24 protein-coding genes and 1 pseudogene are annotated in these 26,515 nt (G+C 70.7%); 13 read left to right on the forward strand and 12 right to left on the reverse strand.

Going from position 1 to position 26,515, the window contains the following annotated elements:
- Positions 1-50: 50 nt before the first annotated feature.
- Positions 51-332 (reverse strand): helix-turn-helix domain-containing protein, encoded by a 282-nt coding sequence (locus KXC43_RS27450; RefSeq protein WP_221379281.1) that lies wholly within the window; start codon positions 330-332, stop codon positions 51-53.
- Between the two features lie 517 nt (positions 333-849).
- On the opposite strand from KXC43_RS27450, the gene KXC43_RS27455 reads away from it, so the two are divergent.
- The 3 genes and pseudogenes from KXC43_RS27455 to KXC43_RS27470 form a co-directional block, all read left to right on the forward strand.
- Positions 850-1,962: an FAD-dependent monooxygenase gene (locus tag KXC43_RS27455; RefSeq protein ID WP_221379043.1), complete on the forward strand. Its 1,113-nt coding sequence runs from the start codon at positions 850-852 to the stop codon at positions 1,960-1,962.
- Between the two features lie 122 nt (positions 1,963-2,084).
- The gene (locus KXC43_RS27460) at positions 2,085-3,692 is read left to right on the forward strand and encodes a methyl-accepting chemotaxis protein (RefSeq protein WP_221379044.1); all 1,608 of its coding nucleotides are present in this window, start codon (positions 2,085-2,087) and stop codon (positions 3,690-3,692) included.
- Positions 3,693-3,729: 37 nt separating this feature from the next.
- Positions 3,730-4,360 (forward strand): annotated as a pseudogene (locus KXC43_RS27470) (methyl-accepting chemotaxis protein); the annotation flags it as partial.
- 71 nt (positions 4,361-4,431) lie between these two features.
- On the opposite strand, the gene KXC43_RS27475 reads toward KXC43_RS27470, so the two are convergent.
- The 5 genes from KXC43_RS27475 to KXC43_RS27495 all read right to left on the reverse strand — a co-directional run bounded on the left by KXC43_RS27475 (position 4,432) and on the right by KXC43_RS27495 (position 7,096).
- Positions 4,432-4,743: a hypothetical protein gene (locus tag KXC43_RS27475; protein ID WP_221379046.1), complete on the reverse strand. Its 312-nt coding sequence runs from the start codon at positions 4,741-4,743 to the stop codon at positions 4,432-4,434.
- A 36-nt stretch (positions 4,744-4,779) separates the two neighbouring features.
- Complete coding sequence (locus tag KXC43_RS27480) at positions 4,780-5,052, reverse strand: DUF4235 domain-containing protein (RefSeq protein ID WP_221379047.1); 273 nt, start codon at positions 5,050-5,052, stop codon at positions 4,780-4,782.
- Complete coding sequence (locus KXC43_RS27485; protein WP_221379048.1) at positions 5,049-5,408, reverse strand: DUF3618 domain-containing protein; 360 nt, start codon at positions 5,406-5,408, stop codon at positions 5,049-5,051. The genes KXC43_RS27480 and KXC43_RS27485 overlap by 4 nt, the downstream gene beginning before the upstream one ends.
- Positions 5,405-5,833: a phage holin family protein gene (locus KXC43_RS27490; RefSeq protein WP_221379049.1), complete on the reverse strand. Its 429-nt coding sequence runs from the start codon at positions 5,831-5,833 to the stop codon at positions 5,405-5,407. Before KXC43_RS27490 ends, KXC43_RS27485 begins: the two co-directional genes overlap by 4 nt.
- 198 nt (positions 5,834-6,031) lie before the next feature.
- Positions 6,032-7,096 carry a YihY/virulence factor BrkB family protein gene (locus tag KXC43_RS27495; protein WP_221379050.1) on the reverse strand — a complete coding sequence of 355 codons (1,065 nt, stop codon included), beginning with the start codon at positions 7,094-7,096 and terminating at the stop codon, positions 6,032-6,034.
- Positions 7,097-7,456: 360 nt separating this feature from the next.
- Between KXC43_RS27495 and KXC43_RS27500 the strand changes: the two genes are divergently transcribed.
- The 4 genes from KXC43_RS27500 to KXC43_RS27515 all read left to right on the forward strand — a co-directional run bounded on the left by KXC43_RS27500 (position 7,457) and on the right by KXC43_RS27515 (position 12,972).
- Positions 7,457-8,206: a TetR/AcrR family transcriptional regulator C-terminal domain-containing protein gene (locus tag KXC43_RS27500; protein ID WP_308129280.1), complete on the forward strand. Its 750-nt coding sequence runs from the start codon at positions 7,457-7,459 to the stop codon at positions 8,204-8,206.
- A gap of 176 nt (positions 8,207-8,382) precedes the next feature.
- Positions 8,383-9,198 carry a PRC and DUF2382 domain-containing protein gene (locus KXC43_RS27505; protein ID WP_221379051.1) on the forward strand — a complete coding sequence of 272 codons (816 nt, stop codon included), beginning with the start codon at positions 8,383-8,385 and terminating at the stop codon, positions 9,196-9,198.
- A 185-nt stretch (positions 9,199-9,383) separates the two neighbouring features.
- Positions 9,384-10,124: a PP2C family protein-serine/threonine phosphatase gene (locus KXC43_RS27510; RefSeq protein WP_221379052.1), complete on the forward strand. Its 741-nt coding sequence runs from the start codon at positions 9,384-9,386 to the stop codon at positions 10,122-10,124.
- Between the two features lie 91 nt (positions 10,125-10,215).
- The gene (locus KXC43_RS27515; protein ID WP_221379053.1) at positions 10,216-12,972 is read left to right on the forward strand and encodes a helix-turn-helix transcriptional regulator; all 2,757 of its coding nucleotides are present in this window, start codon (positions 10,216-10,218) and stop codon (positions 12,970-12,972) included.
- 15 nt (positions 12,973-12,987) lie between these two features.
- Here KXC43_RS27515 and KXC43_RS27520 read toward each other — a convergent pair whose 3' ends face one another.
- Positions 12,988-13,434 (reverse strand): isocitrate lyase/phosphoenolpyruvate mutase family protein, encoded by a 447-nt coding sequence (locus KXC43_RS27520; RefSeq protein WP_221379054.1) that lies wholly within the window; start codon positions 13,432-13,434, stop codon positions 12,988-12,990.
- Positions 13,435-13,604: 170 nt separating this feature from the next.
- Between KXC43_RS27520 and KXC43_RS27525 the strand changes: the two genes are divergently transcribed.
- Together KXC43_RS27525 and KXC43_RS27530 are read left to right on the forward strand one after the other, a co-directional pair.
- The gene (locus KXC43_RS27525) at positions 13,605-14,264 is read left to right on the forward strand and encodes a sigma-70 family RNA polymerase sigma factor (protein ID WP_221379055.1); all 660 of its coding nucleotides are present in this window, start codon (positions 13,605-13,607) and stop codon (positions 14,262-14,264) included.
- 33 nt (positions 14,265-14,297) lie between these two features.
- Positions 14,298-14,822: a CGNR zinc finger domain-containing protein gene (locus KXC43_RS27530; protein ID WP_221379056.1), complete on the forward strand. Its 525-nt coding sequence runs from the start codon at positions 14,298-14,300 to the stop codon at positions 14,820-14,822.
- Positions 14,823-14,825: 3 nt separating this feature from the next.
- On the opposite strand, the gene KXC43_RS27535 is transcribed toward KXC43_RS27530, so the two are convergent.
- Both KXC43_RS27535 and KXC43_RS27540 read right to left on the reverse strand, forming a co-directional pair.
- The gene (locus tag KXC43_RS27535; RefSeq protein ID WP_221379057.1) at positions 14,826-16,145 is read right to left on the reverse strand and encodes an MFS transporter; all 1,320 of its coding nucleotides are present in this window, start codon (positions 16,143-16,145) and stop codon (positions 14,826-14,828) included.
- On the reverse strand, positions 16,142-17,089 hold the full coding sequence (locus KXC43_RS27540; protein ID WP_221379058.1) for an SDR family oxidoreductase: 948 nt from the start codon (positions 17,087-17,089) through the stop codon (positions 16,142-16,144). The genes KXC43_RS27535 and KXC43_RS27540 overlap by 4 nt, the downstream gene beginning before the upstream one ends.
- A gap of 159 nt (positions 17,090-17,248) precedes the next feature.
- Between KXC43_RS27540 and KXC43_RS27545 the strand changes: the two genes are divergently transcribed.
- Both KXC43_RS27545 and KXC43_RS27550 read left to right on the forward strand, forming a co-directional pair.
- Positions 17,249-18,100 (forward strand): helix-turn-helix transcriptional regulator, encoded by an 852-nt coding sequence (locus tag KXC43_RS27545; RefSeq protein ID WP_221379059.1) that lies wholly within the window; start codon positions 17,249-17,251, stop codon positions 18,098-18,100.
- 44 nt (positions 18,101-18,144) lie between these two features.
- A complete protein-coding gene (locus tag KXC43_RS27550; protein WP_308129281.1) occupies positions 18,145-19,317 on the forward strand; it encodes a monooxygenase in 1,173 nt (390 codons plus the stop codon).
- A 126-nt stretch (positions 19,318-19,443) separates the two neighbouring features.
- On the opposite strand, the gene KXC43_RS27555 is transcribed toward KXC43_RS27550, so the two are convergent.
- Both KXC43_RS27555 and KXC43_RS27560 read right to left on the reverse strand, forming a co-directional pair.
- On the reverse strand, positions 19,444-19,803 hold the full coding sequence (locus tag KXC43_RS27555) for a hypothetical protein (RefSeq protein ID WP_221379060.1): 360 nt from the start codon (positions 19,801-19,803) through the stop codon (positions 19,444-19,446).
- 332 nt (positions 19,804-20,135) lie between these two features.
- Entirely contained in the window at positions 20,136-20,714 is a 579-nt protein-coding gene (locus KXC43_RS27560) for a TetR/AcrR family transcriptional regulator (protein ID WP_221379061.1), read from the reverse strand.
- A gap of 85 nt (positions 20,715-20,799) precedes the next feature.
- Here KXC43_RS27560 and KXC43_RS27565 point away from each other — a divergent pair, with 85 nt between their 5' ends.
- Positions 20,800-21,681, forward strand: a complete 882-nt coding sequence (locus KXC43_RS27565) for an SDR family oxidoreductase (RefSeq protein WP_221379062.1) — start codon at positions 20,800-20,802, stop codon at positions 21,679-21,681.
- A 118-nt stretch (positions 21,682-21,799) separates the two neighbouring features.
- Here the strand turns inward: KXC43_RS27565 and KXC43_RS27570 are convergent, their stop codons facing one another.
- A complete protein-coding gene (locus KXC43_RS27570; protein WP_221379063.1) occupies positions 21,800-23,380 on the reverse strand; it encodes a tannase/feruloyl esterase family alpha/beta hydrolase in 1,581 nt (526 codons plus the stop codon).
- Between the two features lie 257 nt (positions 23,381-23,637).
- Between KXC43_RS27570 and KXC43_RS27575 the strand changes: the two genes are divergently transcribed.
- Positions 23,638-26,457, forward strand: coding sequence for an AAA family ATPase (locus tag KXC43_RS27575; protein ID WP_221379064.1), 2,820 nt, complete (start codon positions 23,638-23,640; stop codon positions 26,455-26,457).
- Positions 26,458-26,515 lie beyond the last annotated feature (58 nt).

The following is a 26,515-nucleotide window of genomic DNA, read 5'->3' on the forward strand; positions in this document are numbered from 1 at the left end:
CGGCCCTGGCGCCGAAAGTATCAGCTAAGAAATTCTCAAACAAGAAGTTCTCACCGGTAGGCGCCGGGTGTCCGGCCGGTGACGCGCCGGAAGGCCGCGATGAAGGCGCTCGTCTTCTGGTACCCGACGCGCCGGGCCACCGATTCGACGGTCGCTCCCGCGCTCAGCATCGGGATGGCGGCGTGTATCCGGACCTGGGCGCGCCAGCGGGTGAAGCTGAGACCGGTCTCGTTCCGGAAGAGGCGGGTCAGGGTCCGCAGGCCCGTATGTGTGTAGTCGGCCCAGGCGGTGAGTTCGCGGGCGTCCGCGGGGTCCGTCGCTCCGGTGGAGATGCGCGATCAGCTCTCGCAGCAGCGGTCCGCCGGAGACGCCGGTCGGCCGCGACCAGACGATCGGGCAGGTGGCCGGATCGAAGGTGATCGCGAATCCCTCGCCGGCCCGCAGAACCGCTCCGCCGTGCTCGACGCCGCCGGGTACCCAGACACCGTATCCGGGCGGTACGAGCCAGTCGCGGTCCGCGGCTGTCACGAGGACCGTTGCCGTCCACGTCCAGAACAGTTTCGGTTCGGGGTGCGAATGGGGCCTGAGGCCGTCATGCGCCGCGGACTCACCGCGGTCGATGCTCAGGATGGGCGACGGCGCCGGGATGCTCATCTCAGGCCCTCCGACACGACCTTGGCCGTTCCGGGGCATGGGTTGGCCTCCAAGCGCGCAGCGGCCGCTCTAGCGTCGATGGCGTCAAAAGATCTCCGATCGAACCGTAGCACCGGATCGGGCCAGTCCGACGTCGTGGTGGAGAGCAGCGACCGGTGACGCCGGCCGCTCCGTCCAGTGGAAGAAGCAAGAGGCATGGCGAACAGGAAGAGCCGGATCCTGGTGTCCGGCGCGAGCGTGGCCGGACTGACCGCGGCCTATTGGCTCGATCGTTACGGTTCCGCGGTCACTGTGATCGAGCGATCCGCCGGCTTGCGCCCGGGCGGGCAGGCGTTGGATGTCCGCGGCCCGGCGCTCGAAGTGGCGCGACGAATGGGCGTCCTGGACGAGTTCCGCACCCGGACCACCCGGCTGCGCGGCATGTCTATGGTGGACGATTCCGGGGCGGAGATCTACCGCACCACGGAGCGCACGCTGACCGGTGGCCGTCTGGACTCCGAAGACTTGGAGGTCCTGCGCGACGACCTGGTCGACGTCCTCCACCAGGCATACGGGGCGGGCGTGCGGTTCCTCTTCGGGGACTGGATCACGGACCTGCGGCAGGACGAGCACGGGATCGACGTGGAGCTCGAGGACGCCGCACCGGCGCGATTCGACGTCGTGATCGGCGCCGACGGCGCACACTCGGGCACCCGCCGACCGTTGTTCGGGCCCGAGAAAGCCACGAGCTCCGTGAGTATGTGCTGGCCCAGCAGTCGGCCGCACGAGAGCTCAACGACCGGAACCGGAGCGACGACGGTGGGTCCGGCCCGGGAACTTCACCGGGGCGTGACGGAGCTCCTCGCTTACACGCACGGGACCGGTCCGGCGGCGCACTGGTTCGACGGCGCGACGGAGGGCCAGACGTGTCAGGTCTTCGGGCCGCGCCGCTCGATCGACCTGAGCGGGGTCACCGGTTCGGTGCTCTTCATCGGGGACGAGTCCAGCGTCGCGCTCGCCTGCGCCTTGCGCACCGTCGCCGGCAACGTCTCGTATGTCTTCGAGGCGCGCGATCCCGGTGGACTCACCGACGTGCTGGCCCAGGTGGGAATCGCGGGCCGGATCGCGGTGACCGCGAAGTCGGCTGACCGTACCGATCTGCTCACCCAGGCTCGCCAGGGTGCGGTGCGGACGCCGTACACCCTCATCGTGACCGGCGATGCGGCGACGGTGCACGCGGTTCGGCGAGACAGCCGGGGGTGGGAGCGAAAGCCCCGCGTGGTCAAGGGCAAGGCCTATTGGGCCCAGGGCCGCACCGGCCTCGACTGAGTGGCGGGCTCGGCGGCGCCGTGGCCGTCGGCGCCGTGCCGAGCGGAATCGTTTAGCGGCTCAGTTCTGGTCATTACCGACCGACCGGGAAGAAGGGAGACCTTTTCGGCAAGGAGTGCCACATGGGTGACGGCGGGAGCACGGCGGCCGGGGGCGGCTGGTTCGCCAACCTGCGGGTCAACACGAAGATTCAGATCGGCATCGCGACCGCCGCACTCGCCGCGGTCCTGGTGGGCATCGTCGGACTCGTCGCGATCTCCGATCTGAGCAGCAAGAATGAGGCGCTCTACAGCGACAACGTCGCACCGCTGACCTCGCTGGCCGCCATGTCGCGGCACCTGCAGGCGATCCGGGCCCGCTATCTCGAGTACGGCGTGGCCTCGCCGGCGACCAGCAAGAAGCTCGGCGACCAGATCGCCGAACGTGACGAGCTGGTCCAGACCGCGCTGAAGGAGTACCGGCCCGGCGCCGTCGACCCGGCGACCGTGGACAGTTTCGAGCAGGCGTACGAGGACCTGACCGCCACAGCCCGCAACACCCTCATCCCGCTGGCCGCCAAGCGCAACATCGCCGCGTTCGCCACGGCCTACCGCGAGACGTTCCTCCCGCAGATGACCGTGGCCGCCGAGGCAGTCGAGGCCGAGAACGAAGCCCAGCTCGCCCAGGCGGCGCAGCGGGCCGCGGACAGCCGGGATTCGGCGGCGGCCGCGCGGCGGACACAGATCATCGTGCTGATCGCCGGGGTGCTGGCCGCGATGCTGCTCGGCATGTACGTCTCCCGCGTCATCGTCCGGCGGCTCGACAAGGTGAAAGCCTCGCTGACCGCGATGGCCGACGGCGACCTGACCGCGAAGGTGGACGTGCGCGGCCGCGACGAGGTCGGCCAGATGGCCGAGATGCTCGCGATCGCGCAGCAGCAGACCCGCGATGTCGTCGCCTCGGTCGGCGCCGCGGCGACCAGCCTGTCCGCGGCCGCCGAGCAGACGTCGGTCATCGCCAACCAGATCAGCGAGGGCGCGGCGACGGCCTCGCAGCAGGCGCGGGTCGTCTCGCAGGCGTCGCAGGAGGTCTCGCAGAGCGTCACCACCGTGGCCGCCGGCTCGGAGGAGATGGGCTCGGCGATCGCGGAGATCGCGCGCAGCGCCAACAACGCGGCCGAGGTGGTCGGCAAGGCGGTCGGGATCACCGCGTCGGCCAATCAGACCATCGCCACGCTCGGCGAGTCCAGCCGCGAGATCGGCGACGTCATCCGGGTCATCACGGCGATCGCGGAGCAGACCAACCTGCTGGCCCTCAACGCCACGATCGAGGCGGCCCGGGCAGGCGAGACGGGGAAGGGTTTCGCCGTCGTCGCCGGCGAGGTCAAGGACCTCGCGCAGGAGACCGCCCAGGCGACCGAGAACATCGCCCGCCGGGTCGAGGCGATCCAGGGCGACAGCAATCAGGCCGTAGCGGCCATCGGCGAGATCAGCGAGATCATCGGCCACATCAGCGACTACACGACCACGATCGCGTCGGCGGTCGAGGAGCAGAGCGCCACCACCGCCGAGATGAACCGCAACGTGGGCGAGGCGGCGAGCGCGACCGGCCAGATCAACCAGGGCATCACCAGCGTGGCTGAGAACGCCCGCACCACGGCCGAGTCCGTGGGGGACGCGCAGCGGTCCGCGGCGGAGCTGTCCCGCATGTCCAGCGAGCTGCAGGCGGCGGTGTCGCGCTTCGTGTACTGATCGGAATCCGGCAATCACCAACGCATCTGCCACCTACGTGTGCGACGGGCTCGCCGATGGCGACCTCACCCGCAACACCGGCCCCGACACCCGCGACGAACCCGGCCGGATGGCACGCTCGCTGGACGCCGCGATGACCCGGCTGCGTGCCACCGTCGCCACCATCGAAGGGTCCGCCGCCTCGCTCGCGGGAGCTACGGAGCAGATGACGGGAACCTCGGCGCTGATCGGCCGCGCGGGTCGCCTCGGAGGCGGTAGCGGTCACCGCGGCGACGTCGTCCACGATGAACAAACTCGGTGAGTCCTCAGCCGAGATCGGCAACGTCATCAAGGTGATCACGTCGATCGCCGAGCAGACCAACCTGCTGGCGTTGAACGCGACGATCGAGGCGGCGCGGGCCGGTGAGATGGGCAAGGGCTTCGCGGTGGTCGCCAGTGAGGTCAAGGATCTGGCTCAGGAGACCGCCCGGGCCACCGAGGACATCTCGCGGCGGGTGGAGGCGATCCAGGCCGACACCAGCGGAGCCGTCGCCGCGATCGAGGAGATCTCGATCGTCATCGAACGGATCAGCGAGTTCCAGACCACCATCGCGTCGGCGGTGGAGGAACAGACCGCCACCACGGCGGAGATGAACCGCAGCGTCGACGAGGCCAACACGGCTTCGATCGACCGCTGAGGGCAAAGGACGTTGAGGCCGAAGCGACAACGTCGCCTCGGCCTCAACGCGGAGCAAGCGTGCTACGCCAGCGGATCCACGGTCACGGCCGGTGTCGCGGGTGCGGTTCGGGGCTGGCGGCGCGGCGGCCGGGGAACCGGGGTCGTGGACTCCTCAGCCGCGTTGGCGTCGATGGGCGCCGGTTCGCTGGGGGCGGGAAGCGTCTCGGTCCTGGTGCCGAGCGCCGCCTTGGCCTTCTGCTGCACCTGCGTCACGGCGGGATGGTCCTGAGCCTTGCGGGCCGTCGCGACGATCTGCTCGTATTTCTCTCGGCCGGCGCGGCTGCCCAGCACGTACCCGACTGCCAGCCCGGCGGCCAGCTTGATGACCCTCATGGTGTTCTCCTCACATTGCGGCGTTGCTGAGATGACTCAGGCCGGCCATTGGCCGGTGGCTTTGCGAATACCGGCCGCGCCGGCCCGGTCGACCGTCGCCTTCACGGCCGCGAAGATCGCGCCCTGGATCGCGGCCGCGAGCAGGATCTCCGTCCAGCCGCGGTCCTCGTCGGTGGCGTTCGGCGCGTCGTCGTCGTGACCGGCGACCTTCCAGACCTGCTTGAAGATCAGACCGGAGATGAGACCGGCGCCCGCGCCGAGCAGCAACCCGACGGGCTTGTACGCGATCTTGGCTGCTTTGCCGCTCATGCTTTCCTCCGGCGGGCCACGACGAAGATGACGACGAACACGGCGGCGACTGCGGCGCCGATGGCGGCCAGCGGCAGTGGCCGGCGTATGGGGGCGGGAAGGTCCGATTCGGCCAGCTGGTGCCTGGCGGTCGAAGCGCGCTCGGCCACCGCGCCGGTCGCCTGCCCGGCCTGCTTCCTGACGTCGCTCAGCTTCTGCCGGACCCGTGCCGCGGTGTCGTCGGCGGCGTGCTTGGCGCGTGCCTTGACGTCGGTCTTGGCCGCGAGTTCCTGCACCGTCTCGCCGAGCTCGGCCCGGGTCTGTTCGATCTCGGCGCGCAGCTGCTGCGCGTCGGCGGGGGTGTCGGAGTCGGTCATGACGAGCGTCCTTCCCGTACGGCGTGCTTGACGGTTCGCACATCGGCCTGGGTGCTGGCGATGGCGTCACTGGGCATCGGTGGTGTCGCCGCCTTGAGCTTCTTCTTCCCCAGCAGCGCGGCGACACCGGCGGCGGCGAACACGACGACCATCACGACCAGGACAGCCAGCCACAGCGGCCAGACGAGGTCGAGCAGGACGACGGCGAGGACCAGAAGCAGGCCCAGCCCGTACAGCGCGAGGACCGCGGCGCCGCCGAACAGGCCACCGCCCAGACCGGCCCGTTTGCCCTTCTCGGCCAGCTCCAGCTTCGCCAGCGCCAACTCGTCGCGAACCAGTGTCGACACCTGGGCGGCGGCCTGACTCACCAGATCGGAGGTGGATGTCGCCGACGGTGGCGACTCACGGAAAGACTCTTGCGACATGGTGCTCACTCCTTCTCGGAGGTGACGGGTCGTGCGCTCGGAACGGACGCGATGGCCGCCGGCGCCGGGTTCGGGACGCGTTGGTGGCGATGACCTGGCCATTGGGGGCGAGCAGGAGGAACTGGAGCTGCCCGTTGCTGAACTTCTTCACCATCAACTTCATGGCATGTCTCCCGGGATGGCGTCGTACCTGTGCGCTCAGGCGGAGCCGCCGAGGCCCTGCTCGCTGCCCTTCTTGACCTTGCGGTCGTCGCGGAGCTGGAGGAAGGGCTCATCGGTCGGGTCCTGGCCGGCGGCGATGGCACGGCCGCGTTCGAGTTCCGCGTCGAGCTCGGCGCCGAGCAGGACGGCGATGTTGGTGATCCACATCCAGACGAGGAAGGCGATGACACCGCCGAGGGTGCCGTACGTCTTGTTGTAGTTGGCGAAGTTGGCCAGGTAGATCGCGAACGCGACCGAGGCCAGCACCCAGAGCAGCACGGCGAAGATGCCGCCGGGGCTGACCCATCGGAACCCGCCGGTCCGGGCGTTCGGCGACGCCCAGTAGAGGATCGCGAACATGAGGCTGACCAGGAGGATCAGGACCGGCCACTTGGCGATGTTCCAGGCGGTGACGGCGGCCGAGCCGAGTCCGATCTGGTCGCCGACCACCTTGGCGAGGTCACCGGTGAAGATGACGATGGCCACCGAGACGACCAGCATCAGGCCGACGACCGCGGTGACGCCGACCCGGATGGGCAGGGTCTTCCAGATCGGACGGCCTTCGGGCACGTCGTAGATGGCGTTCGACGCACGCATGAACGCCGCGATGTAGCCGGACGCGGACCAGAACGCGACGACGATACCGATGATGGCGGCGAACCCGGCGGTCCCCGGATCCTTGACCTGTCCGAGCACCGTTTCGACCAGGTTCTGCAACTGTTCGTTGGGGGCGACCTGCTCGACCGCGTCCTGAACCGTCTGCTGGCCGTTGCTGCTCAGCATGCCCAGCACGGAGACGAGCACGAGCACACCGGGGAAGATGGAGAGGACGCCGTAGTAGGTCAGCGCGGCCGCCCAGTCCGACACGTTGTCCTGCGAGAATTGCTTGAAGGTGCGCTTGAGCGCGGCGAACAGCCCTTTGCCGCCGAGCTTGCCCGGACTGCTGGGGCCGGCGTCGGGCGGTACGGCGGACAGGTCGTTCGGTTTGTCGTCTCCGGTCTTCGTGGTGGCGACGGCGTCGAGGTCGACGTCGTCGCGGGCGGAGCTGCGGTCAGGGCTCATGGCGGATGTCCTCCGGGCGCGGCGCTCGTGCTCAGTGGCAAGCCGAGCGCTCGCCGGTTGATAGTCACTCACAGTCGTCTCGGGCCGGGGCCGTCGACGCTGGCATGAGTCCCCACCCAGTCGATTCGCTAATCCCCGTCCGACGACATTTCTCGCGGCGCCGGCAAGACCACATTGCCGGACGATTTGTTTATGTCCTAAACAGCGATCTGAGAATGATTCATGTCGCCCGGTTCGGGAGGTGTCAGGCCGGCCGGATCGTGCGCTGATGGCAGGCCTGCAGCGCCACCCCGCGCCGGCTGGGCAAGCTCTGGCAGACTGGGACGGTATGCCGCAGCCGACGGGGTGGAGAGGCGCATCGTGACCGAGCCCGAGCCGTCTGCGGCCGTGCCGTTCACCGGCGGCAGCTCAGGATCCGGGCGCAGCGCCCTGGACCAGCGGCGCATCATCGATGCCGCCGTGCGGTTCATCGACGAGCACGGTTTGCGGATGCTGACGATGCAGCGCCTCGGCGCCTACCTCGGCGTCGAGGGAATGGCGCTCTACCGGCACGTGCCCGGGCGCGAAGCGTTGCTCGACGGGGTCGTGGAGTCGGTCGTCGACGAGTTGTTCGGCGATCCGGACGTGCATCTGGAGGCCCACGCCGGCTGGGTGGACTACCTGCAACGGCTGGCGCACGGTCTGCGCCGCATCGCGCTCGCCCACCCCGAGGTGTTTCCGCTGGTGGCGACCCGTCCGCCCGCGGCGCCGTGGGTGCGGCCGCCGTTGCGCAGTCTGCGCTGGATCGAGTCACTGCTCGAAGTCATGACCGAGGCCGGTTTCTCCGACGAGAACGCCGCCGCGGTGTACCGGGCGTTCAGCAGCTTCCTGCTCGGCTACCTGCTGCTGGAGGTCTCCGGGCGGGGTGTGGAGACCGGCCCGGTCGAGGAGCCCGACGTCATGCCGATGGAGGACCTCGCCGGCTACCCGATCCTGCAACGCCTCGAGCCGCACCTGTCGGTCGACGCCGCCGCGCAGGATTTCGAGGAAGCCCTCGAGGCTCTGCTCGACCGGGTCGCCCTCCTGCTGCCGCGCCGCCGTCGGCCGCCCCGGTTGACCGAAGGAAAATGAAGCCAGGCGGGCCGGGAGGGAAAATCTTCGGCCCGCTGTTTATCGCGTAAACAGCCGGGCACCTCTCCGAGAGTCAAGGCGCCGCGACACTGTCGATCGCGATGATTTCCATCGCCCCCGCACTGTCGGATTCTCAGTTTTTCGCGCCTGTGTCAATCCCTCGGAAAGGACATGTTGTGATCACGCAGAACGATCTCACCCGGCTCGACGACGCCGACGTGTACGACCCCGACGGCGACAAGATCGGCTCGGTCGGTCAGATCTATCTGGACACCGACACCGGTGACCCGGAATGGGTGGCGGTGCGCACCGGCCTGTTCGGCACCAAGGAGACCTTCATCCCTCTGCAGCGGGCCACGCTGTCCGACGACCGGATCACCGTCGCCTACGACAAGGCGACGGTCAAGGGCGCCCCGCGGATCGAACCGGACGGTGCTCTGAGCTACTCCGAGGAGAACGAGCTCTACACCTACTACGGGGTGCAGTCCACCGGTACGCAGTCCGGCAGCGACAGCTACCAGCCCGGCGCCACGCAAGGCACCGACCGGACCGACCGGACCGACCGGACCGACCGGACCGAGCGGAGCGACGCCGGAGACCAGAGCCGCTCGAGGGCGGATGACGGCGCCATGACGCGGTCGGAGGAGCGCCTGGTCGCTGACACCCGTACCGAGCAGGCCGGCAAGGCGCGGCTGCGCAAATACGTCGTCACCGAGCAGCAGCAGGTCCGGGTGCCGGTGGCGCACGAGGAGGTCCGGCTGGAGCGCGAGCCGATCACCGACGCCAACCGGGGCGACGCGTACGCGGGCGCGGACATCACCGAATCCGAGCACGAGGTGACCCTGCGCGCGGAGCGGCCGGTGGTCGACACCGAGACGGTTCCGGTCGAGCGGGTGCGGCTCGGTAAGGAGACTGTCCGCGACGAGGAGACCGTGAGCGGCGAGGTCCGCAAGGAGCAGATCGAGTTCGACGGTCCCGAGAGCCGGCGCTGACGTCTCCGCTTCTCGCCGGCGCCTCACCGCTGCAGTGGCGCTGCGCCGGCGAGCCCCGGGCCTGGCTTGCCCACACCGCGGGGCAAAATTGTCTGGGCACAGCTGACCGCCAAGTTTGTTGGGCGGCTATCGGCTCGTCCAGCACTACGATGACGGCATGAGCCTCGAGGGAGAGGTCCGCCGCGGTGTCCGGATGCACGCGTGATGTCGAGCAGGCCGCCGCACTGGCGCTGCAACGCAGCCTGCTGCCGGCCCGATTGCCGTCCCCGGCCGGGTTGAGTTTCGCCGCCCGCTACATCCCCGGCCACGAGCTCGGCGTCGGCGGCGACTGGTACGACGTGTTCACCCTGCCGTCGGGCTGGCTCGGCCTGGTCATCGGCGACGTGTCCGGGCACGGACTGGCCTCCGCCGTCGTGATGGGCCGGGTCCGTAGCGCGTTGCGCGCGTACGCCTTGATCACCGACGATCCGGCCGAGGTCCTGGCTCTGCTCGACCGTAAGGTCCAGCACTTCGAGGCCGGCAGTCTCACCACCGCCCTGTACGCCATGATCGCCCCCGACCGCCGCGCGATCCGGCTCTGCTCGGCCGGGCATCTGCCGCCCGTTCTGGCCGTTCCCGGCCGGCCCACCACATTGGTCGACATGCCGGTCGACGCGCCGCTGGGCGTCGGGCACCGGCACAATGACCGCCGCGCCACCGACGTCGATCTGCCGCCCGGCGCGCTGCTGCTGGTTTACACCGACGGCCTGGTCGAACGCCGTACGGAAATCATCGACGTCGGCCTCAAGGCTTTGATCGACGTCGTCGAAGCGGCGGCGCCGGACACGGTTTGCAACGCCGTCATGGCCCGGCTCGCTCCCGCCCGGCCCGACGATGACATCGCCGTGCTCGCGCTACGCCGGGAAACCGGCGCCGCCGGAGCCTGACAGCCGGCAGCACTCGTCGCCGGGTGACCGTGATCATGTCACCGATCAAGACGATTGACGCTGGTCGGCGGCGGATATAGCGTCCGGGACGATGTCCATGAGTCCGCCGTTCCGCGATCGTCACACCGAACGCGACGCCCTGGACCAGGTGCTGGCGAGCGTGCGGGCGAGTCAGAGCCGGGTGCTGGTCGTGCGGGGCGAGGCCGGGGTGGGCAAGTCGGCGTTGCTCGATCACCTCGTACGCAGCGCCTCGGACTTTCGCATCGCCCAGGCGGCCGGTCACGAGTACGAGATGGAGCTCACCTACGCGGGGCTGCATCAGCTCTGTGCCCCGTTGCTCGAGATGCGTGATCGACTGCCCGGACCGCAGCGGGACGCGCTCGCGGCGGCATTCGGCCTGAGCGCGGCGCCGGCGCCGGATCGTTTCGTCGTCGGTCTGGGTGTGCTCGGTCTGCTCTCGGCGGTGACCGAGGAGCAACCCCTGCTCTGGGTGGTCGACGACGCCCAATGGCTGGACCGGACCTCGGCGCTGACGCTCGCGTTCGTGGCACACCGCCTCCTCGCGGAGTCCGTCGGTCTGGTCTTCGCGGTCCGTGATCCGGGCAATGTTCCGGAACTGGCCGGGCTGCCCGAGCTCAGGGTCGAGGGGCTCGGCGACAGTGACTCCCGCGCGTTGCTCGATGCGGCGCTGCCGGGCCGCTTGGACGAGCTTGTCCGGGACCGCATCGTCGCCGAGTCGCGCGGCAATCCGCTCGCCCTGCTCGAACTGCCGCAAAGTCTGACACCGCCCGAACTGGCGGGCGGTTTCGGCGTACGCGACGCGTCGCCGCTGGCCGGCCGGATCGAGCAGAGCTTCCTGCGGAGGCTCGACTCGCTTCCGGTTGAGACCCGGCAGCTGCTCCTGACGGCGGCCGCGGATCCGGTAGGTGACGCGGCTCTGCTCTGGCGCGCGGCCGGCCGGCTCGGACTGGGAGCGGACGCCCTGGCACCCGCGCAATCGGCGGGCTTGATCGACGTACGCGGTCGCGTGCGGTTCCGGCATCCCCTGGTGCGGTCCGCGATCTACGGCAGCGCGCCCCTGCCCGCACGGGAGCGGGCACATCAGGCTCTGGCGGAGGCGACCGATCCGGATGTCGACCCCGACCGCCGGGCATGGCATCGTGCGCACGCGACGACCACACCGGACGAGGACATCGCCGAGGAGCTGGAGCGCTCGGCGGGACGGGCGGCACAGCGCGGTGGTATGGCGGCGACTGCCGCGTTCCTCGAACGTGCGGCCGAGCTGACACCCGACCCGGTTCGTCGCGGCCGGCGCGCCCTCACCGCTGCCCGGGCCACCTACGAGTCGGGTGCGCTCGACGGCGCCGACAAGCTGCTGGCAGTCGCCGGGTTGTCTCCGCTGACCGACCTGCAACGGGCCGGCCTGGCCCGCCTGCGCGCCCAGATCGCCTTCGCTCAGCGGCGCGGCGCGGACGCTCCACCGTTGCTGCTCGACGCGGCCGACCGGCTCGCGCCGCTCGATCGCGGATCGGCGCGCGAGGCGTATCTGGAAGCGCTCGGAGCGGCCATCTTCGCCGGCCGCCTCAACGGGCACGTCGGCCCGGGCGAGGTGGCCGCGGCCGTCCGGAGCGCTCCGGCCGCCGAGCAGCCGCCACGTCCGATCGATCTGCTGCTCGACGGTCTGGCGACACGGTTCACGGACGGGTATGTCGCCGGTGTGGCGCCGCTGCGCCGCGCGCTGCACGCCTTCGGGCCCGGCGCGGGGGTCGATCCGGGCGAGATGATGCAGTGGTTCTGGCTGCCGTGGCTCATCGCCGGTGATCTGTGGGACGACACGAGGTGGCACGAAGTGGCCACCCGGGCGACGCAGCTCTGTCGCGACGCCGGCGCGCTCATCAGGCTGCCCTTGGCGCTGGGGAACCGGGCCGCTGTGCACCTGCACGCGGGGGAGTTCGCGGACGCCGAGTCGCTCGCGGAGGAGGCGGCCGCGATCACCGACGCCACCGGAAACGCCCCGGTGAGGTTCTCCTCGCTGCTGCTCGCCGCGTGGCGGGGATCCGAGTCCGAGGCCCTGAAGTATGCGAGCTGGGGCCTCGAGAACGTGCTCGCGCGAGGTGAAGGACGAGGAATCGGCGGACACGGCTACACGACCGCGGTGCTGTTCAACGGTCTCGGCCGCTACGAGGACGCGTTGGTCAGCGCCCGGACAGCCTGCGAGTACGACGACCTCGGCATCCGCGGGTTCGCCCTCGTCGAGTTGGTCGAAGCAGGCGTCCGGTGCGGCGCCATCGACGAGGCCGCCGCGGCATCGCGCCAGCTGGAAGAGCGAACGAGCGCGGCCGGTACGGACTGGGCACTCGGCGTCCAGGCCTGGTGCGCCGGCCTGGTGACCGAAGGCGGGGCGGCCGAGTCCTGCTATCTGGAAGCGATCGAACGGCTCGGCCGTACCCGTGTCGCCGTCCACCTCGCCCGTGCGCACCTGGTGTACGGCGAGTGGCTGCGCCGTGAGAACCGCCGCGCCGACGCCCGCGAGCACCTTCGGACCGCGCACGACATGTTCAGCCGTACCGGGGCCGAGGCGTTCGCCGCGCGCGCCCACCGCGAGCTTCTGGCCACCGGCGGCGCCGCGCGCCGGCGCACGGTGGACACCCACGATCTGCTCACCCCGCAGGAGGGACAGATCGCGCGGCTGGCCCGGGAGGGCCTGTCCAACCCCGAGATCGGCGCCCAGCTGTTCATCAGCCCGCGAACGGTGCAGTACCACCTGGGCAAGGTCTTCACCAAGCTGGAGATCACCTCGCGCAGCCAGCTCGGCCGGCTGCCGGAGACGCGCCTCCGCGCCGTCTAGAACCGGTACACGGTGCTACGCCTGGATGGCGGCGAGCTGGTCGGTGAAGCCGGCCATCGCGGCACCGTGCAGGAGATGTCCCCAGCTCACCCGGGCCACGCCGAGAGCAGCCAGCTCGGGCAGTGACGGCGCCTGCGGCAGACGGAGCACATTCACCGGGCCGTCGACCTGCGAAGTGAAGCGGCGCAGCGCCTCGGTCTCCCACAGCAGGATCGGAAAGACGCAGTCGGCCCCGGCCTCGAGATAGGCATTCGCCCGGCGCACCGCCTCGGGAACGAGGTCGTGCTGGGCCTCGGGGCCGGCCCCGGCCAGGAACGGATCGACGAAGATGTCGATCCGCGCGTTGACGACAAGCCGGTAGCCGTCTTCGGACGCGGCCCGGCGTACCGCTGCGAGCCAGTCCGCTTGCCGGCCGGAGTCGCGCAGGCGGCCGGCGGTGTGATCGGTGTGCAAGGCGTTCATGCCACACCCAACGCTCCGGTCGATGACGACGTCGGTCCACAGATAGCGGTGCGCCGGCCAGTCGTGCTGCCGGTGACTGGCCACTCCGGCTGGCGACTCAGCAGATTCGACGGTGACCCCGCCCGGGCGACGCTGCCTGCATCGACAGATCGTGAGGAGAGGAGATCGTCATGCGGACGTCCGGCGTCGATTCGCGCCTCCCGTCGACGGATTCGGTGGAGCCCGAGGCGACAGCGGATTTCGAGAGTGCCCGTGCTCGGCTGTTCGGGATCGCCTACCAGAGGCTGGGACGCGCAGCCGACGCCGAGGACGTCGTCCAGAACGTCTGGGTCCGCTGGCAAGGCGTGGACCGGGCGCAGGTCCGCAATCGGGCCGCGTTCCTCAGCACCATCACGACGCGGGTCGCGCTCAACGTGGCCACCTCGGCCTACTCTCGCCGTGAGATCAGTACGGGCGAGTGGCTACCGGATCTTCCGCTGGATTCGGCGGATCCGGCGCTCGAGGCGGAACGCGCCCAGGCGCTGCAGGCCGCGGTCCAGGTGCTGATGGAACGGCTGTCTCCGGCGGAACGTGCTGTCTGCGTGCTTCGCGAGGCGTTCGGCTATCCGTTCGGCGAGATCGGAAAGCTGCTCGGTCTCAACGACAGCAGCGCGCGGCAGCTGGCTGTCCGGGCGCGGAGGCATCTGACAGAACGACGCCACAACGCGGTTGATCCGGCGGAGCGTGCCGAACTGCTCGAGGCGTTCCGCAGTGCGGCCGTCGGTGACGGCATGGCTTGCCTGATCGATCTGCTGGCCGGGGCCTGTCGTCCCCGGGCCCAGGGCTGCTAGTTGACGACACCGGCATTGCACTATTGTGGTGTCGTGGCCGACCTGCACCTGATCGAGGAGTTTCTGAACACCGTCGACGAGCGAACGTTCAGCCGGCACGGGGAGAGCCACGTCGCCGGCGAACATCTGACCTCCCCGGGCGCCCTGTCGGAGTGGCTGGTCGCCCGTGATCTGCCGACCGCCGGGGCCGACCCCCAGCCCGCCGACCTGGCCGCCACCGTCGCGCTGCGCACGGCGCTGCGGCAGGTGCTCCTCGGCGAGCTCGATGCCACGGCAGCGCTGAACGACTACCAGCTGCGACTCGTACCCGATCCGGCGCGCGGCCTGCGGATCGCCGCCCGGTCCGGGCGGCCGTGGCTGGACGCGATCGTCGAGACGGTGGCGCAGAGCGCGGCCCGGGGCGAGTGGCAACGGGTCAAGCTGTGCGCGGCGCCGGACTGCCACTGGGCGTTCTACGACACATCCCGCAGCGGCCGGGGCCGCTGGTGCTCCATGGACATCTGTGGCAACCGCCACAAGACCCGCACCTATCGCGAACGCCACCGGCAAGCCGGGTGAACCTCAGGCCGGGTGCATCCGGGCCGTGGGCCGGCTCTCGGCCACGTCGGTCAGGATCTCGGAGGCGGCGAGCTCATCGCGGGCGGCGAGCCGGTCGAAGCCTTCGACGGCCGGGTACGCGTACGGGCCCAGGGTGGCGATGAGGACCGCGCCGATCGCGAGGAGGACCATGAGGACCGGCAGGACCGGGTCGTAGGCGCCGAACGAGTCGTAGCCCAGCCCGAGCACCAGCGGCCCGATCGCGGAGCCGAGGATGAAGGCGGCCTGCACCGAGCCGACGAGCCGGCCGAAGCTGCGCATGCCGAGATAGCGCGTGATGAGCACGGCGAGCAGGTCGCCCTCGATGCCGAACGCGACGCCGATGAAGCCCACCGCGGCGGCGGCGCCGGCGAACGGCAGGTCCAGGAAGAACAGGCCGATGATGGGGGCGAGCATCACGATCGGCCCCACGACGGCGCCGTGGACGCGGTCGATGATGAAACCGCCGGCCACCCGTCCGACGAGCGAGGTCAGGCCGAACACCACGAGCAGGGCGGCGGCCTGGTCGTCGCTCAGGCCGCGGTCGGTCATCATCGGCACGAGGTGCACCTGCAGGCCGGTGACGACCACGCCGACCAGGCCCAGTCCGACCGCGATGCCCCAGAACTGCCGGGTGCGGATCGCCTCGCCGAACGTCAGGCCCGGCAGGTCGAGGCTGACGTCCCGGCCGTCCACCTGTGCCTGCCGGACCAGGCGGCCCCGCACGTGTCGTTCGGCGCGGGCCCGCACGAACAGCGTGACCATCGTGACCGGCACCACGACGGAGAGCAGAGCCATGACACCGTACGCGGCCCGCCAGCCGACGCTGTCGATGAGCGCGCCGGCCAGCACCGGTGCCAGAGCCGCGCCCAGCCCGATGAAGCCGGTCACCACCCCGACGGCCAGAGCGCGGTTGTTGTCGAACCAGCTCACCACGGCCCGGGAGGCGGGCACCATGGTCGCCGCGCCGAAGAGTCCCACGAAGAAGCAGGGCAGCAGGTAGACCAGGGCGACCGGCGGCACCAGACCGATCAGCGCCATCGACGCCGCGAACAGCACGAACCCGGGCACGAGGAGGTACCGCGCCGCGAAACGGTCGACGAACCGGGCCACCGTCAGCAGGCCGATCGTCATCCCGACCGCGGCCACCGAGGCGGCGGCGGTGACGGTCGTCCGGCTGAACCCGGTCTCGGCGGAGATCGGATCCACGAACAGGCCGAGGGAGGCCAGGTACATCTGCGGGCCGAAGGCGGCGGCGATCCCGCCGCCGACAACCACCCACCACGGGCTGCGCGGCCGGCTCATGCGGAGGCTGCGAACGGGGCCTTGGCGAGCCGCTCGGAGACATCCCACACGCGCGCCGCGTCCTCGGGGCTGCGCAGCGGCGGGTACAACCGCTGTTCGGCCGGTCGGCCGCCCAGATTGCCCGGGCCGCTGGGCCCGTAGAACGCCCCCGGTCGGGCGTCGGGGCCGGTCGCGGCCATCAGCGCCGGCAGCCCGGCGGTCTCGACGGTGCCCAGCAGGATGCCGCGGGACGACAGACCCTGGATCAGCCGGTATTGCGGCACGGTCTGGCTGCGGCCGATCTCGGGGCGGGCGCCCAGCAGGTTCGTGGGGGCCACTCCCGGGTGGGACAGGTTGCTGGTGATGCCCCAGCCCTGGGCCTCGCTGCGCCGCTGCAGCTCGAGGCCGAACAGCCCGAAGGCGATCTTCGACTGGCTGTAGGCCCGCATGACGTTGTACGAGCGGTCCCCGTTCAGATCGTCCCAGTTGATCGTGCCCCGGCGGGCGGCGACGCTGATCTGCGACGTGACCCGTGCGCGGCCGGCGCGCAGCAGCGGCAGCAGGTGCCCGACCAGCGCGAAGTGGCCCAGGTGGTTGGTGCCGAACTGCACCTCGAACCCGTCGGCCGTGAGCTGCCGGTTCGGCGGCCGCATGACACCGGCGTTGTTGATCAATACGTGAATCGGGTCGCCCTCTCCGCGCAACGTGTCGCCGAGGGCGGCGACCGAGGCGAGGGACGAAAGGTCGAGGGTACGCAAGGAGACCGTGGCGTCCGGGTGGCTGCGCCGGATCTGCGTGATCGCCCTGTCGCCCTTGGCCGCGTTGCGGACCGGCAGGACCAGTTCGGCCCCGGCGCCGGCCAGCCGGGTGGCCATGATCAGGCCCATCCCGTCGCTCGCGCCCGTGATCACGACGCGCCTGCCGGTCAGGTCGGGGACGGAAAAATCGATCTTCGTACGTGCCATCGTGCTGCTCCTCGTTAGCTCGGCTGTGACTGAGATTCGTGCACAGCCGGAACCACATCCAGGGCCTGCCGATCCCTGTCACACCGATCCGCCCCGACCCGGTGAAGGGGGGATCGGCAGGCCCTGGATGCTCTGACGAGCGGTCGGTAGAACAGACAGATGATCGATCGCTCCGGACTTGCCGAGTTCCTGCGCCGCCGGCGGGAGTCGTTGCAGCCGGAGGACGTCGGTCTGCCCCGCGGGCCGCGCCGCCGCACCACCGGCCTGCGCCGGGAGGAGGTGGCGGAGCTCTGTCACCTCTCCGCCGACTACTACAGCCGGATCGAGCAGGAGCGCGGCCCGTTGCCGTCCGAAGGCCTGATCGCCGCCATCGCCCAGGGCCTGCACCTGTCCCTCGACGAGCGCGATCACCTGTTCCGGCTGGCCGGCCACCACCCGCCGGTCCGCGGAGCGACCAGCGAGCACATCGGCCCGGGTCTGCTGCGCATCTTCGACCGGCTCACCGACAGCGCCGCCGAGATCGTCACCGAGCTCGGCGAGACGCTGCGGCAGACCCCGCTCGCGGTGGTGCTCACCGGCAACCTCACCCGCTTCACCGGACCCGCCCGGAGCCTGCCTTTCCGGTGGTTCACCGATCCGGCCACCCGTCAGCTGTACCACCCTGACGATCACGACCACATGTCCCGCGTCTTCGCCTCCGGGGCGCGCCGGCTGACCACCGTCCGCGGGCCCGGTTCGAAGGCCGCCCTTCTCGCCGAACGACTGCTCGCCGAGAGCCCGGAATTCGCCGAACTGTGGAACCGGCATGACGTCAGCGTCGGCCCGCACGAGGTCAAGCGATACGTGCATCCCGAGGCCGGCCTGGTGGAGCTCGACTGCCAGACGCTGCACGACCCGGAGCAGTCCCATCGGCTCCTCGTCTACACCGCCGTCCCGGGCAGCGAGAGCTACCGCAAGCTCGATCGCCTGTCGACGCTCGCCGCACGGCCCGTCTCCGCCGATCTTCACTGAGCTCGGCACTACCTGGACAAACTGCTGCAGGCAGAGGAGTTCTCGTGACCCTGTTCGAGAGGCTGTCGCGGCTTGCCGTACCGACGATCGTGCTCGTCGCAGCAGCAGCCTGCGGCAGCCCGCCGCAGGCGCCGGGCCACGTGCATTCCACGGGCGGTGCCTCGACGCAGCCGCTACGCACCGGTGAACAGTTCGTGCATCTGCGCATGGCGGAGCCGTACACGCCCGGCGCGCCCGGGGCCGGCCGCGACGACTACCGCTGCATGGTCATCGACCCGCGGGTGACCGAGCGGGTGTTCCTGACCGGCGTTCAGTTCCAGCCCGGCCAAGCCTCGATCGCCCACCACGCCATCACCTTCGCCGTCCCGCCGCAGGGGGCACCCGCAGTGCGCGAGCGGGACGCGGAGGCCGCGGGAGAGGGCTACACCTGCTTCGGCATGGACGGCGGCGACGGCACCGCGTCGTGGGTGGACACGTGGACACCGGGCGGCCGCGAGACCCTGCTCGACGGCGACATGGGCTATCCGCTCGAGCCGGGCAGCCTGCTGGTGCTGCAGATCCACTACAACCTGCTCGGGGTCCGCGACGACGCCACGGTCACCGACCGGTCCGGCGTCCGGCTGCGCCAGACCCGCGGCACCGACCGCACCGTGTCGCTGGACACCGTGCCACTGGCGGCGCCGGTCGAGTTGCCGTGCGCACCGGACGAATCCGGGCCGTTGTGCGACCGGGCCGCCGCGATGGCCGACGTGATCGACCGCTTCGGCCCCGAGGCCGGCCGGCGGGCCGACTGGCTGTTACGAAGCTGCGGTGACGGCACGCCGAGGCCGGGTGAAAGTCAGACGTGTGACACCCCGGCGCCGGCCGGAATGACGGTGCACGCGGTGCGAGGCCACATGCACCTGCTGGGCCGCTCCATCAAGGTCGAGCTGAACCCGGGCACGCCGGGCGCCCGGACCCTGCTGGACGTGCCGGAGTTCAACTTCGACGACCAGGGGCTGCACGTCCTGTCCGAACCGGTGGCGCTCCGGCCCGGCGACACGTTGCGCACCACATGCGCCTTCGACGTCGGGCTGCGCAAGATGCTGCCCCAGCTGAGTGATCTGCCCCCGCGCTATGTCGTGTGGGGCGAGGGCACCACCGATGAGATGTGCGCGCCACTGCTCACTGTCTCCGGCCCCGTTTCGAATGCTGGGGTTGGTTCTGCGGGAAGGTGACACGGCTGGGTCGTACCGGACTGAAGGTGAGCTACTCACCGTCGTGAAGGCCTTCGACCGCGACTCCACGAGGATTCTCGGAACTCGCGGGGCAGGGCCGGGACACTCAGGGCTCGGCCCGGCGGTTCACCGGCCGGTTCGTCGGGAGTCCGGTCGTCGTCCGCCCCGCGCCGGCCCGGATCGGCGGGCCCGAGCCGGCTGATCGGCGGGACTGTCGAAGGCGCCGGGACTGGAGAACACCGCCGGAGGCGCTGCGGGGCGGGACGACGTCGGCGGCGGCCATTCCGACGCGGTGATCTGTGCTCCGGTGACCGGCACCGCCGGCGAGACGTGGTCCAGCAGGCGCTGCGCCACAGTGGCGTCTATCTCGAGGTCGGAGCTGATCCGAACGTCAGCGGCGGTGGCCAGGTCCACAACGTCGTCGCTGGTGAACGCCTCGGCTCGAAGAGTGCTGAGCCGCCGGGCGAATTCCTGTGCATTGATCATCTGTAACCACATCACTCGATCTGCTAATGACCCAGCGTAACCGCTGCGATCAGACCGCCCCGACGCCCCACCGCAGAAGCGGGCGACGGCTGTGAATTACCTGCCGCCCGCATCAGCGGGTCTCCCGGCAGATGCCTCGACGCCAGAGCCCGGTGTACGGCCACACTACGGACCCAAGACGGCGGGCGTACGAGTAGGCCCTTAACAATACGGCCATTCCCCGGGCCGACCCGGACCAACCATGCGCCGAGGTGCTCGACCGACGCGTGACCGCCGGCGTAGGCCATGGCCACATTACCGGGGAACGAGCGTCGCCACCGGCCGAGCAACGGTCAGCCCAGGGCGACGCTCGCGGCCCGCAATTCGTCCAGGGCCGTGAGCGCGTGCGCGGCGAGGCCGTCCTCGGCGTCGCGGTCGCCCTCGGACCATTCGGCATATCCACGCTTGAACGCGAGCACCCCCAGCTCGCTCGCGAGGGCCGCGACCGAGTCGGGCAGGCCCCGGGCGATCAGGGCGGCCGTCATCGCGGCGGCGAGGCTTACCGTCTTGAGGGCGTCGCGCTCCTGCAACTCGGCGCTCGCGGCGACCGCCGCCTTCAGGCGCGGGCCGAGCTCACGGTTGAACGGGCCCATCTCGCTCGACGCGCGGACGAGGCCCGCGGCGACAGCCTGCAGCGGGGTGGCATCGGCGGGCGCGTCGGCGATCCCTTCGGCCAGCAGCCGGCTCAGCGTCTCCTGCCCCGCCACCAGCAGCTCCCGCTTGTCCGGGAAGTGGCGGAAGAACGTGCTTTTCGTGACCCGGGCGCGTTCGGCGATCTGTGCGACGGTCGTGGCGTCGTAACCCTGCTCGATGAACAGGTCGACGGCCGCCACGACGAGGCGCTCACGCGCACCCGGTTCCCATCGGACCATGGAGCCATCATAGGTGATGGGACTTGTGTCCCATCACCTGCTACGGTGACGGGACACAAGTCCCATCACTCACGGGAGAGATGCCATGCGCGTCTTCATTACCGGCGGCACCGGCTTGATCGGCTCTGCCGTCGTCGCCGAACTCATCGGCAACGGCCACACCGTCCTTGCCCTGGCTCGCTCCGACGCTTCCGCTCTGGCCGCCGAGCGGGCCGGGGCGGAGCCGCTGCACGGCAGCCTGGCCGACCTCGACGTTCTGCGGTCCGGGGCCGGACAGGCGGACGGGGTGATCCACCTCGCCTTCGGCAACGACTTCAGCAGCGCTCGGGCCATCGCCGAGTCGGTCGCCGAGGAAACCGCCGCCCTCACGGCCCTTGGCGAAAGCCTCGCCGGCAGCGACCGCCCGCTCGTGACCGTGTCGGGCACGCCGTGGGTGCCGGGTCGCGTGTCCACCGAGGACGACCCGCTGCCGACAGACGGGCCGGTCGGTGGCCGTGGCCGCACGGTCACCGCGATCCTGGGCCTGGCCGCACGCGGGGTGCGGACCGCGGCCGTACGCATGCCGCGCACGGTGCACAATCACGGCACGGGTGGCTTCGCCGGCCTGCTCACCGACATCGCCCGCCAAGCCGGAGTCTCGGGCTACCCGGGCGACGGCAGCTACCGCTGGCCGGCCGTCCACGCCCTCGACGCGGCGGTTCTCCTGCGGCTCGCGCTCGAGCGGGCACCGGCCGGCACCGCCTGGCACGCGGTGGCTGACGAGGGGGACCAGGTACGCGACATCGCCGCGGTCATCGGCCGCCGGCTGGGCCTGCCGGTGGAGCCGAGGCCGACGGAGGTCTTCGGACCGCTCGGGCCGATCTTCGCGACCGATCAGCCTTCGTCGAGCGCCTACACGAGGAAGGCGCTCGGATGGGAGCCGAAGCAGCCGAGCCTGCTCGAGGATCTGGAGAACATCCACGCATGAGCCACCCGTACGCCGACGGCAACGGCCGCAAGCACATCAGGGAACGCGAGGCGGCCCCCGCCTCCCTGTGTGGGAGACGGGGGCCGCTCTCCTGCAAAGGACCAGGTTCGCGGAAGGATCAGGCGCGGACGCAGCGGTAGTTCGCGGCTGCCGTGACCGAGCCCTTGCCGGTCCAGCGTGCGACGTCCGGGTAGCTGCAGACCGGGTGGCTGACGCTCACGCCGGTGGGCGACGTGCCCGCGGCCGGCAGAGTCTTCGGCTCCGTGCCGTGCTCGACCCACTTGGTCAGCGCGGCGAGGGCGTCGGTGTCGCTGATCGTCGGACCGCTCGCGCCGCAGTGGTCGACGCCGGGCACCAGGAACAGCCGGTAGAAGTGGTCGACCGTGCGGTTGCCACCGAAGATCCTGTTGACCCGCTCGCGGTACCGGACCGTCGCGTCGGTCGGGATCAGCTGGTCGGACTGGCCGTGCCAGGTCAGCAGCTTGCCGCCGGACGCGGCGAACTTCCCCAGGTTGGCGTGGTCGGTGCCGATCACGCTGTCGTACTGCTCGACCGAGGCGGCGTACAGCTTGTCGAAGGTCTTGAAGTCGATCTTCGACAGGTCGTAGCCGGGGTTCCTGGTCACGAAGAACTTCACCCAGGCGTCCGAGACGAAGAACGGGGTGCCCGGCGTGGCCAGGAACGCGAGGCTCGCGCCCTTGTTCGGTCCCGGGTAGCCCTTCGGGCCGGCCCAGATCCTGGTCACGGCGTCGGCGACGGCCTTGGTGACGGTGATCGTCCTGCCGTCGCAAACCACCTCGGCGCCGACCAGTTCGCGGGCGTCCCACTCACAGTTCTGCGGGACGTCGACGATGCCGTCCGGAACGCCGTCGAGGGTGTCGCACGCCTTGACCGCGGCCGTGTTGAAGGCCTCCAGCTCGCAGGGGCTGGGCTTGACCTCGTACTCGTTGAAGACCGCCTGCGACCAGGCCGTGCCGACCGCGAAGCGGGCCCAGTCGATCGCGGGCGCCTTGGCCAGGATGCCGTTGAAGTCGGCCGGGTAGTTCTGCGCCTCCGAGTAACCCTGGCGGCCACCGGTCGAGCAGCCGTTCCAATAGGACCAGAACTGCGCCTTGCCGTAGAAGTTCTTCGTCACCGACTTGCCGACGACCGCGAGGTCGTGCATCGAGCGCGAGGCGAAGTTCTTCACCAGCTGGGGGTTGCCGGCCCACGCACTGGGATCGAGCGGGTCGGCGCCCACCCCGGCGTCGGTGGCCGCGGTGGCGTAACCCCCCTTGACCCCCGCGACCAGCGGGTAGAGCAGCTCACCGGCGAGGTAGGCGCTGCCGCCGGTGGCTTGGAAGCGGCCGTTCCAGGCCTTATTGTCCTGCGGTAGCGACACCTTGATGGTCACCTTGTCCGCGGCGCCCGGGTGGGTCACGGTGACGGTGATGTCACACCACGCCGGAACGCCCGCCAGCGGCGGGTGGTCCGGTAGCGGCGGGGCCGGGGGGAACGAGATCGCGCCGCCGGCGTTGGCGACGGCCCTGACCTCCTCCACCTCGGTGCCCTGAGGCGCGGAGACCGGAACGGGAGCACAGGTCGAGGCGGCCTTCGGGCCGCCGCCGGCGGGCGAGACGGCGTTGGCCGCCATCGGCGCCAGCAGCGCGGCGACCGGCAGGGCGGCCACCACGGTCAGGACGAACAGGCGTCGTTTCATGACCGACACCTTCGCCCGGAGTGCGCTGTCCTCGCCCCAGGGAACACACTGGGCACCCCACGGGCGATCGCTCACGAGCGCGAGGGCGGCAGCTGACCCGGCGTCGGTGCCCGGCCCGATGCAGTGCTTGACCGTGTTCCAGGAACACGGTGTTACCTGATCCGCGTGGATCTCGTTGCCGGAATGTGGGGGAGAACGGTGCTCGGCGAAGCGGTGGTCACCGGCGTCGAGCGCCCGAGAGTTCGAGCTGATTCACGATGACCGGCAGCGGGGAGGCCGACCGGACGGGTTTGGTAGGGCGCGCCACCGAGCTGGCTGTCGCGGCAACGCTCGTCGACGCCGCCGCCGGCAACGGCGCTGCCCTGCTGCTCACCGGGGACCCGGGCGTGGGCAAGACGGCGTTGCTGAACGAGACCGCCGAGCTGGCGATCGGCAAGGGCCTGCGGGTGATTCGCGGAGCCGGGGCCGAGTACGAGGCCGAGATCAGCTTTGCCGGCCTGCACCAGCTCGTCAGCCCGCTCGCGGCTGAGTTGGCGCTCCTGCCGGAACCGTCACGGGCCGCGCTCGAGGTCGCGCTCGGCTGGGGGACCGGACCAGCGCCGGCGGAGATGGCTGTGCTGCACGCCGCCCTCTCACTGTTCGCTGAGGCCGCCCGTACGACGCCGCTGCTGGTGATCGTCGATGACCTCCACGCGTTGGACCGGGCGAGCCGGTCGGTGGTGAGCTTCGTCGCCCGGCGTGCCGGCGGTCACCGGATCGCCCTGCTGGCAGCCGTTCGCACCGGGATCACCGAGCCGCCGGACCTGCTCCGCATGCCCGAACTTCCGGTGGCGCCGCTGGCCGACGCGGACGCGATCCGATTGTTGTCCCGTCGATTCTCCGGCCTGCCGGGCCGGGTGATCGACGACGTGGCCCGGCAGGCACAGGGAAACCCGCTGGCCCTGTTGGAGTTCGGGGCCCTTGCCGGTGCGCCGGGGCTGTTACCGGGCGACAGTGCTGCAGCAGGCTCGGGCCCGGCCCGGGAGGTGCTCGCTCTCTACGCCGCCCGCGTCGCCCAGCTGCCGGCGGACACGCGTGAGCTTCTGCTGCTGGCCGCGCTGGAAGGCTCCGGCGATCTCTGCGCCCTGGAAGCGGCCGCCGGGACAGCGGGCCTCGACGCGCTCGCGGCCGCGGAGCGGGACCGTCTGATCTGTGCCACCGCGGACGGGCGTACGGTGCGCTTCCGGCATCCACTCGTGAAGTCCGCAGTGGTCGGGCAGTCGACGCTGGAGCAGCGCCGGGCAGCGCATCGCCGCCTGGCTGTCGTGCTGGCCGACGAGCCCGAGCGTCGCGCGGATCACCTGTCGATGGCCACCGCGGTCCCCGACGAGTCGGTCGCCGCGATCATCGAGGCCGGCGCCCGCCGGAGCCTCCGCCGCGGCGACGTGCTGGGAGCCGTGGCGCGGCTGCGCCGGGCGGCCGCCCTGAGCCCCGATCGCGAGGTCGGCGGCCGTCGTCTCGCCCACGCCGCCTACATCGGAGCCTCCGTGGCGGGAAATCTCGAGCTGTCCGACCAACTCATGAGGGAGCTGGACGACTGCCCGACTGCTAGCCCGTCCCCTTCGGCCGCGGCCGCGGCCGGATATATGTGCCTGATGACCGACGGCAATGCCGAGACAGCCCAGCGGCTGCTGGTCGAGGTCATCGATCCACGAGCCGTCGGCGCCGGCAGCGACGTGGAGGAACTGTCGCCGGTGATCTTCACTCTCATGCTCAGCTGTCACTACGCCGGGCGGGCCGCGGACTGGGCGCCGTTGCGCGATCTGGTCGCCCGGCTTCCGAGCGCGTCCGCCAGTTCGCCCGTCTCCCTGGTACGCGTCCTGGCCGACGTCGGAGCAGTCCCGGACGAGCTGCTGCGGGACCTCGACGAGCAGCTGGCCAGGCTCGACGAGGTGACCGACGCCGACGTGATCATCCGGACCGCGCTGGCCGCCTCGTACCTGGACCGCCTGGAGAGATGCCAACGGCTGCTGACCCGGACCGTGCGGGACGCGCGCGACAGTGGCACGGTCGGCGGAGCGATCCCCTCGCTGGTCATGTGCGCGCTGGGTGACCTGTACGCCGGTCGCTGGGACCGGGCGCAGGCCGCGGCCGGGGAAATTCGCCGCGTCTCCCGGGCGACGGGCTATCACCTGCTGAGCCAGGTGGGTCATTACATCTCCGCCCTGGTCGCTGCCCATCGCGGTGACCTGCCGGAGTGCGCCGACCACAGTCGGACGCTGCTCGAATGGGCGGCCGGCCGCAACCTCGGCCGGCTCGAGAGCTGGGCTCACCAGGCGCAGGCCCGGGCGGCGCTCGGCTCGTCGGACTTCGAGACGGCCTTCGGTCACGCCTCCGCCATCACAGCGCCCGGCGAACTGCCGTCCTTCGATCTCGAGGCACTGTGGACCGCCCTCGATCTGGTGGAGGCGGCGCTCTACTCGGGGCGGCCCGACGAGGCGCGACGGCATGCGGCAGCGGTGCGGAACGCCGGTGTGGCCCGCATCTCGCCGCGCCTGGCGCTGATGACCGCCACGATGACCGCGATGACGTCGGCGCCGGCGGAGATGGTCCGGCAGTTCGACGCGGCCCTGACGTTGCCCGGCATCGAGCAATGGCCGTTCGATGTCGCGCGTACGCACCTCGCCTACGGGCAATGCCTGCGCCGGCTGGCGCTCAAGGCCGAGGCCCGGTCGCACCTCTCCGCCGCCCGCGACAGCTTCGAGCAGCTCGGCGCTGCCCGGTGGAAGGCCCGGGCTGCGGCCGAGTTGCGGGCAACCGGAGTGACCCGGCTCCGAGGCGGGCGCCACGGCTCAGCCCTGACATCCCAGGAACTCGAGGTCGCGCAGCTCGCCGCGGCCGGTCTCTCCACCAAGGAGATCGCGGCGCGGATGGTGCTTTCGCCGCGTACGGTCTCCGCGCACCTCTATCGGACGTTTCCCAAGCTCGGCATCAACTCCCGGGCGGCCCTGCGCGACGCGCTCACCGGACTGGCGTCCGGAAGCCCGTCTCTTTCCGGTTCTGCTGTTCGAGGCGGCGACAACGCCCGCCGTTGGTGACCGGCTTGACCCGGTGGCGGGAACATGGTTTTGGCTGCCGGAAAGGAGAGGATTCCGC

The organism is Paractinoplanes polyasparticus, from assembly GCF_019710575.1.
GTDB classification, from domain to species: Bacteria; Actinomycetota; Actinomycetes; order Mycobacteriales; family Micromonosporaceae; genus Actinoplanes; species Actinoplanes polyasparticus.

What these genes read in the sequence shown, in the direction of transcription:
- KXC43_RS27455 (WP_221379043.1), top strand. Translation starts at nt 850, where the DNA reads ATGGCGAACAGGAAGAGCCGGATCCTGGTGTCCGGCGCGAGCGTGGCC.
- KXC43_RS27460 (WP_221379044.1), top strand. Translation starts at nt 2,085, where the DNA reads ATGGGTGACGGCGGGAGCACGGCGGCCGGGGGCGGCTGGTTCGCCAAC.
- KXC43_RS27475 (WP_221379046.1), bottom strand. Translation starts at nt 4,743, where the DNA reads ATGAGGGTCATCAAGCTGGCCGCCGGGCTGGCAGTCGGGTACGTGCTG.
- KXC43_RS27480 (WP_221379047.1), bottom strand. Translation starts at nt 5,052, where the DNA reads ATGAGCGGCAAAGCAGCCAAGATCGCGTACAAGCCCGTCGGGTTGCTG.
- KXC43_RS27485 (WP_221379048.1), bottom strand. Translation starts at nt 5,408, where the DNA reads ATGACCGACTCCGACACCCCCGCCGACGCGCAGCAGCTGCGCGCCGAG.
- KXC43_RS27490 (WP_221379049.1), bottom strand. Translation starts at nt 5,833, where the DNA reads ATGTCGCAAGAGTCTTTCCGTGAGTCGCCACCGTCGGCGACATCCACC.
- KXC43_RS27495 (WP_221379050.1), bottom strand. Translation starts at nt 7,096, where the DNA reads ATGAGCCCTGACCGCAGCTCCGCCCGCGACGACGTCGACCTCGACGCC.
- KXC43_RS27515 (WP_221379053.1), top strand. Translation starts at nt 10,216, where the DNA reads ATGTCCATGAGTCCGCCGTTCCGCGATCGTCACACCGAACGCGACGCC.
- KXC43_RS27520 (WP_221379054.1), bottom strand. Translation starts at nt 13,434, where the DNA reads ATGAACGCCTTGCACACCGATCACACCGCCGGCCGCCTGCGCGACTCC.
- KXC43_RS27525 (WP_221379055.1), top strand. Translation starts at nt 13,605, where the DNA reads ATGCGGACGTCCGGCGTCGATTCGCGCCTCCCGTCGACGGATTCGGTG.
- KXC43_RS27535 (WP_221379057.1), bottom strand. Translation starts at nt 16,145, where the DNA reads ATGAGCCGGCCGCGCAGCCCGTGGTGGGTGGTTGTCGGCGGCGGGATC.
- KXC43_RS27540 (WP_221379058.1), bottom strand. Translation starts at nt 17,089, where the DNA reads ATGGCACGTACGAAGATCGATTTTTCCGTCCCCGACCTGACCGGCAGG.
- KXC43_RS27545 (WP_221379059.1), top strand. Translation starts at nt 17,249, where the DNA reads ATGATCGATCGCTCCGGACTTGCCGAGTTCCTGCGCCGCCGGCGGGAG.
- KXC43_RS27555 (WP_221379060.1), bottom strand. Translation starts at nt 19,803, where the DNA reads ATGATCAATGCACAGGAATTCGCCCGGCGGCTCAGCACTCTTCGAGCC.
- KXC43_RS27560 (WP_221379061.1), bottom strand. Translation starts at nt 20,714, where the DNA reads ATGGTCCGATGGGAACCGGGTGCGCGTGAGCGCCTCGTCGTGGCGGCC.
- KXC43_RS27565 (WP_221379062.1), top strand. Translation starts at nt 20,800, where the DNA reads ATGCGCGTCTTCATTACCGGCGGCACCGGCTTGATCGGCTCTGCCGTC.
- KXC43_RS27570 (WP_221379063.1), bottom strand. Translation starts at nt 23,380, where the DNA reads ATGAAACGACGCCTGTTCGTCCTGACCGTGGTGGCCGCCCTGCCGGTC.
- KXC43_RS27575 (WP_221379064.1), top strand. Translation starts at nt 23,638, where the DNA reads ATGACCGGCAGCGGGGAGGCCGACCGGACGGGTTTGGTAGGGCGCGCC.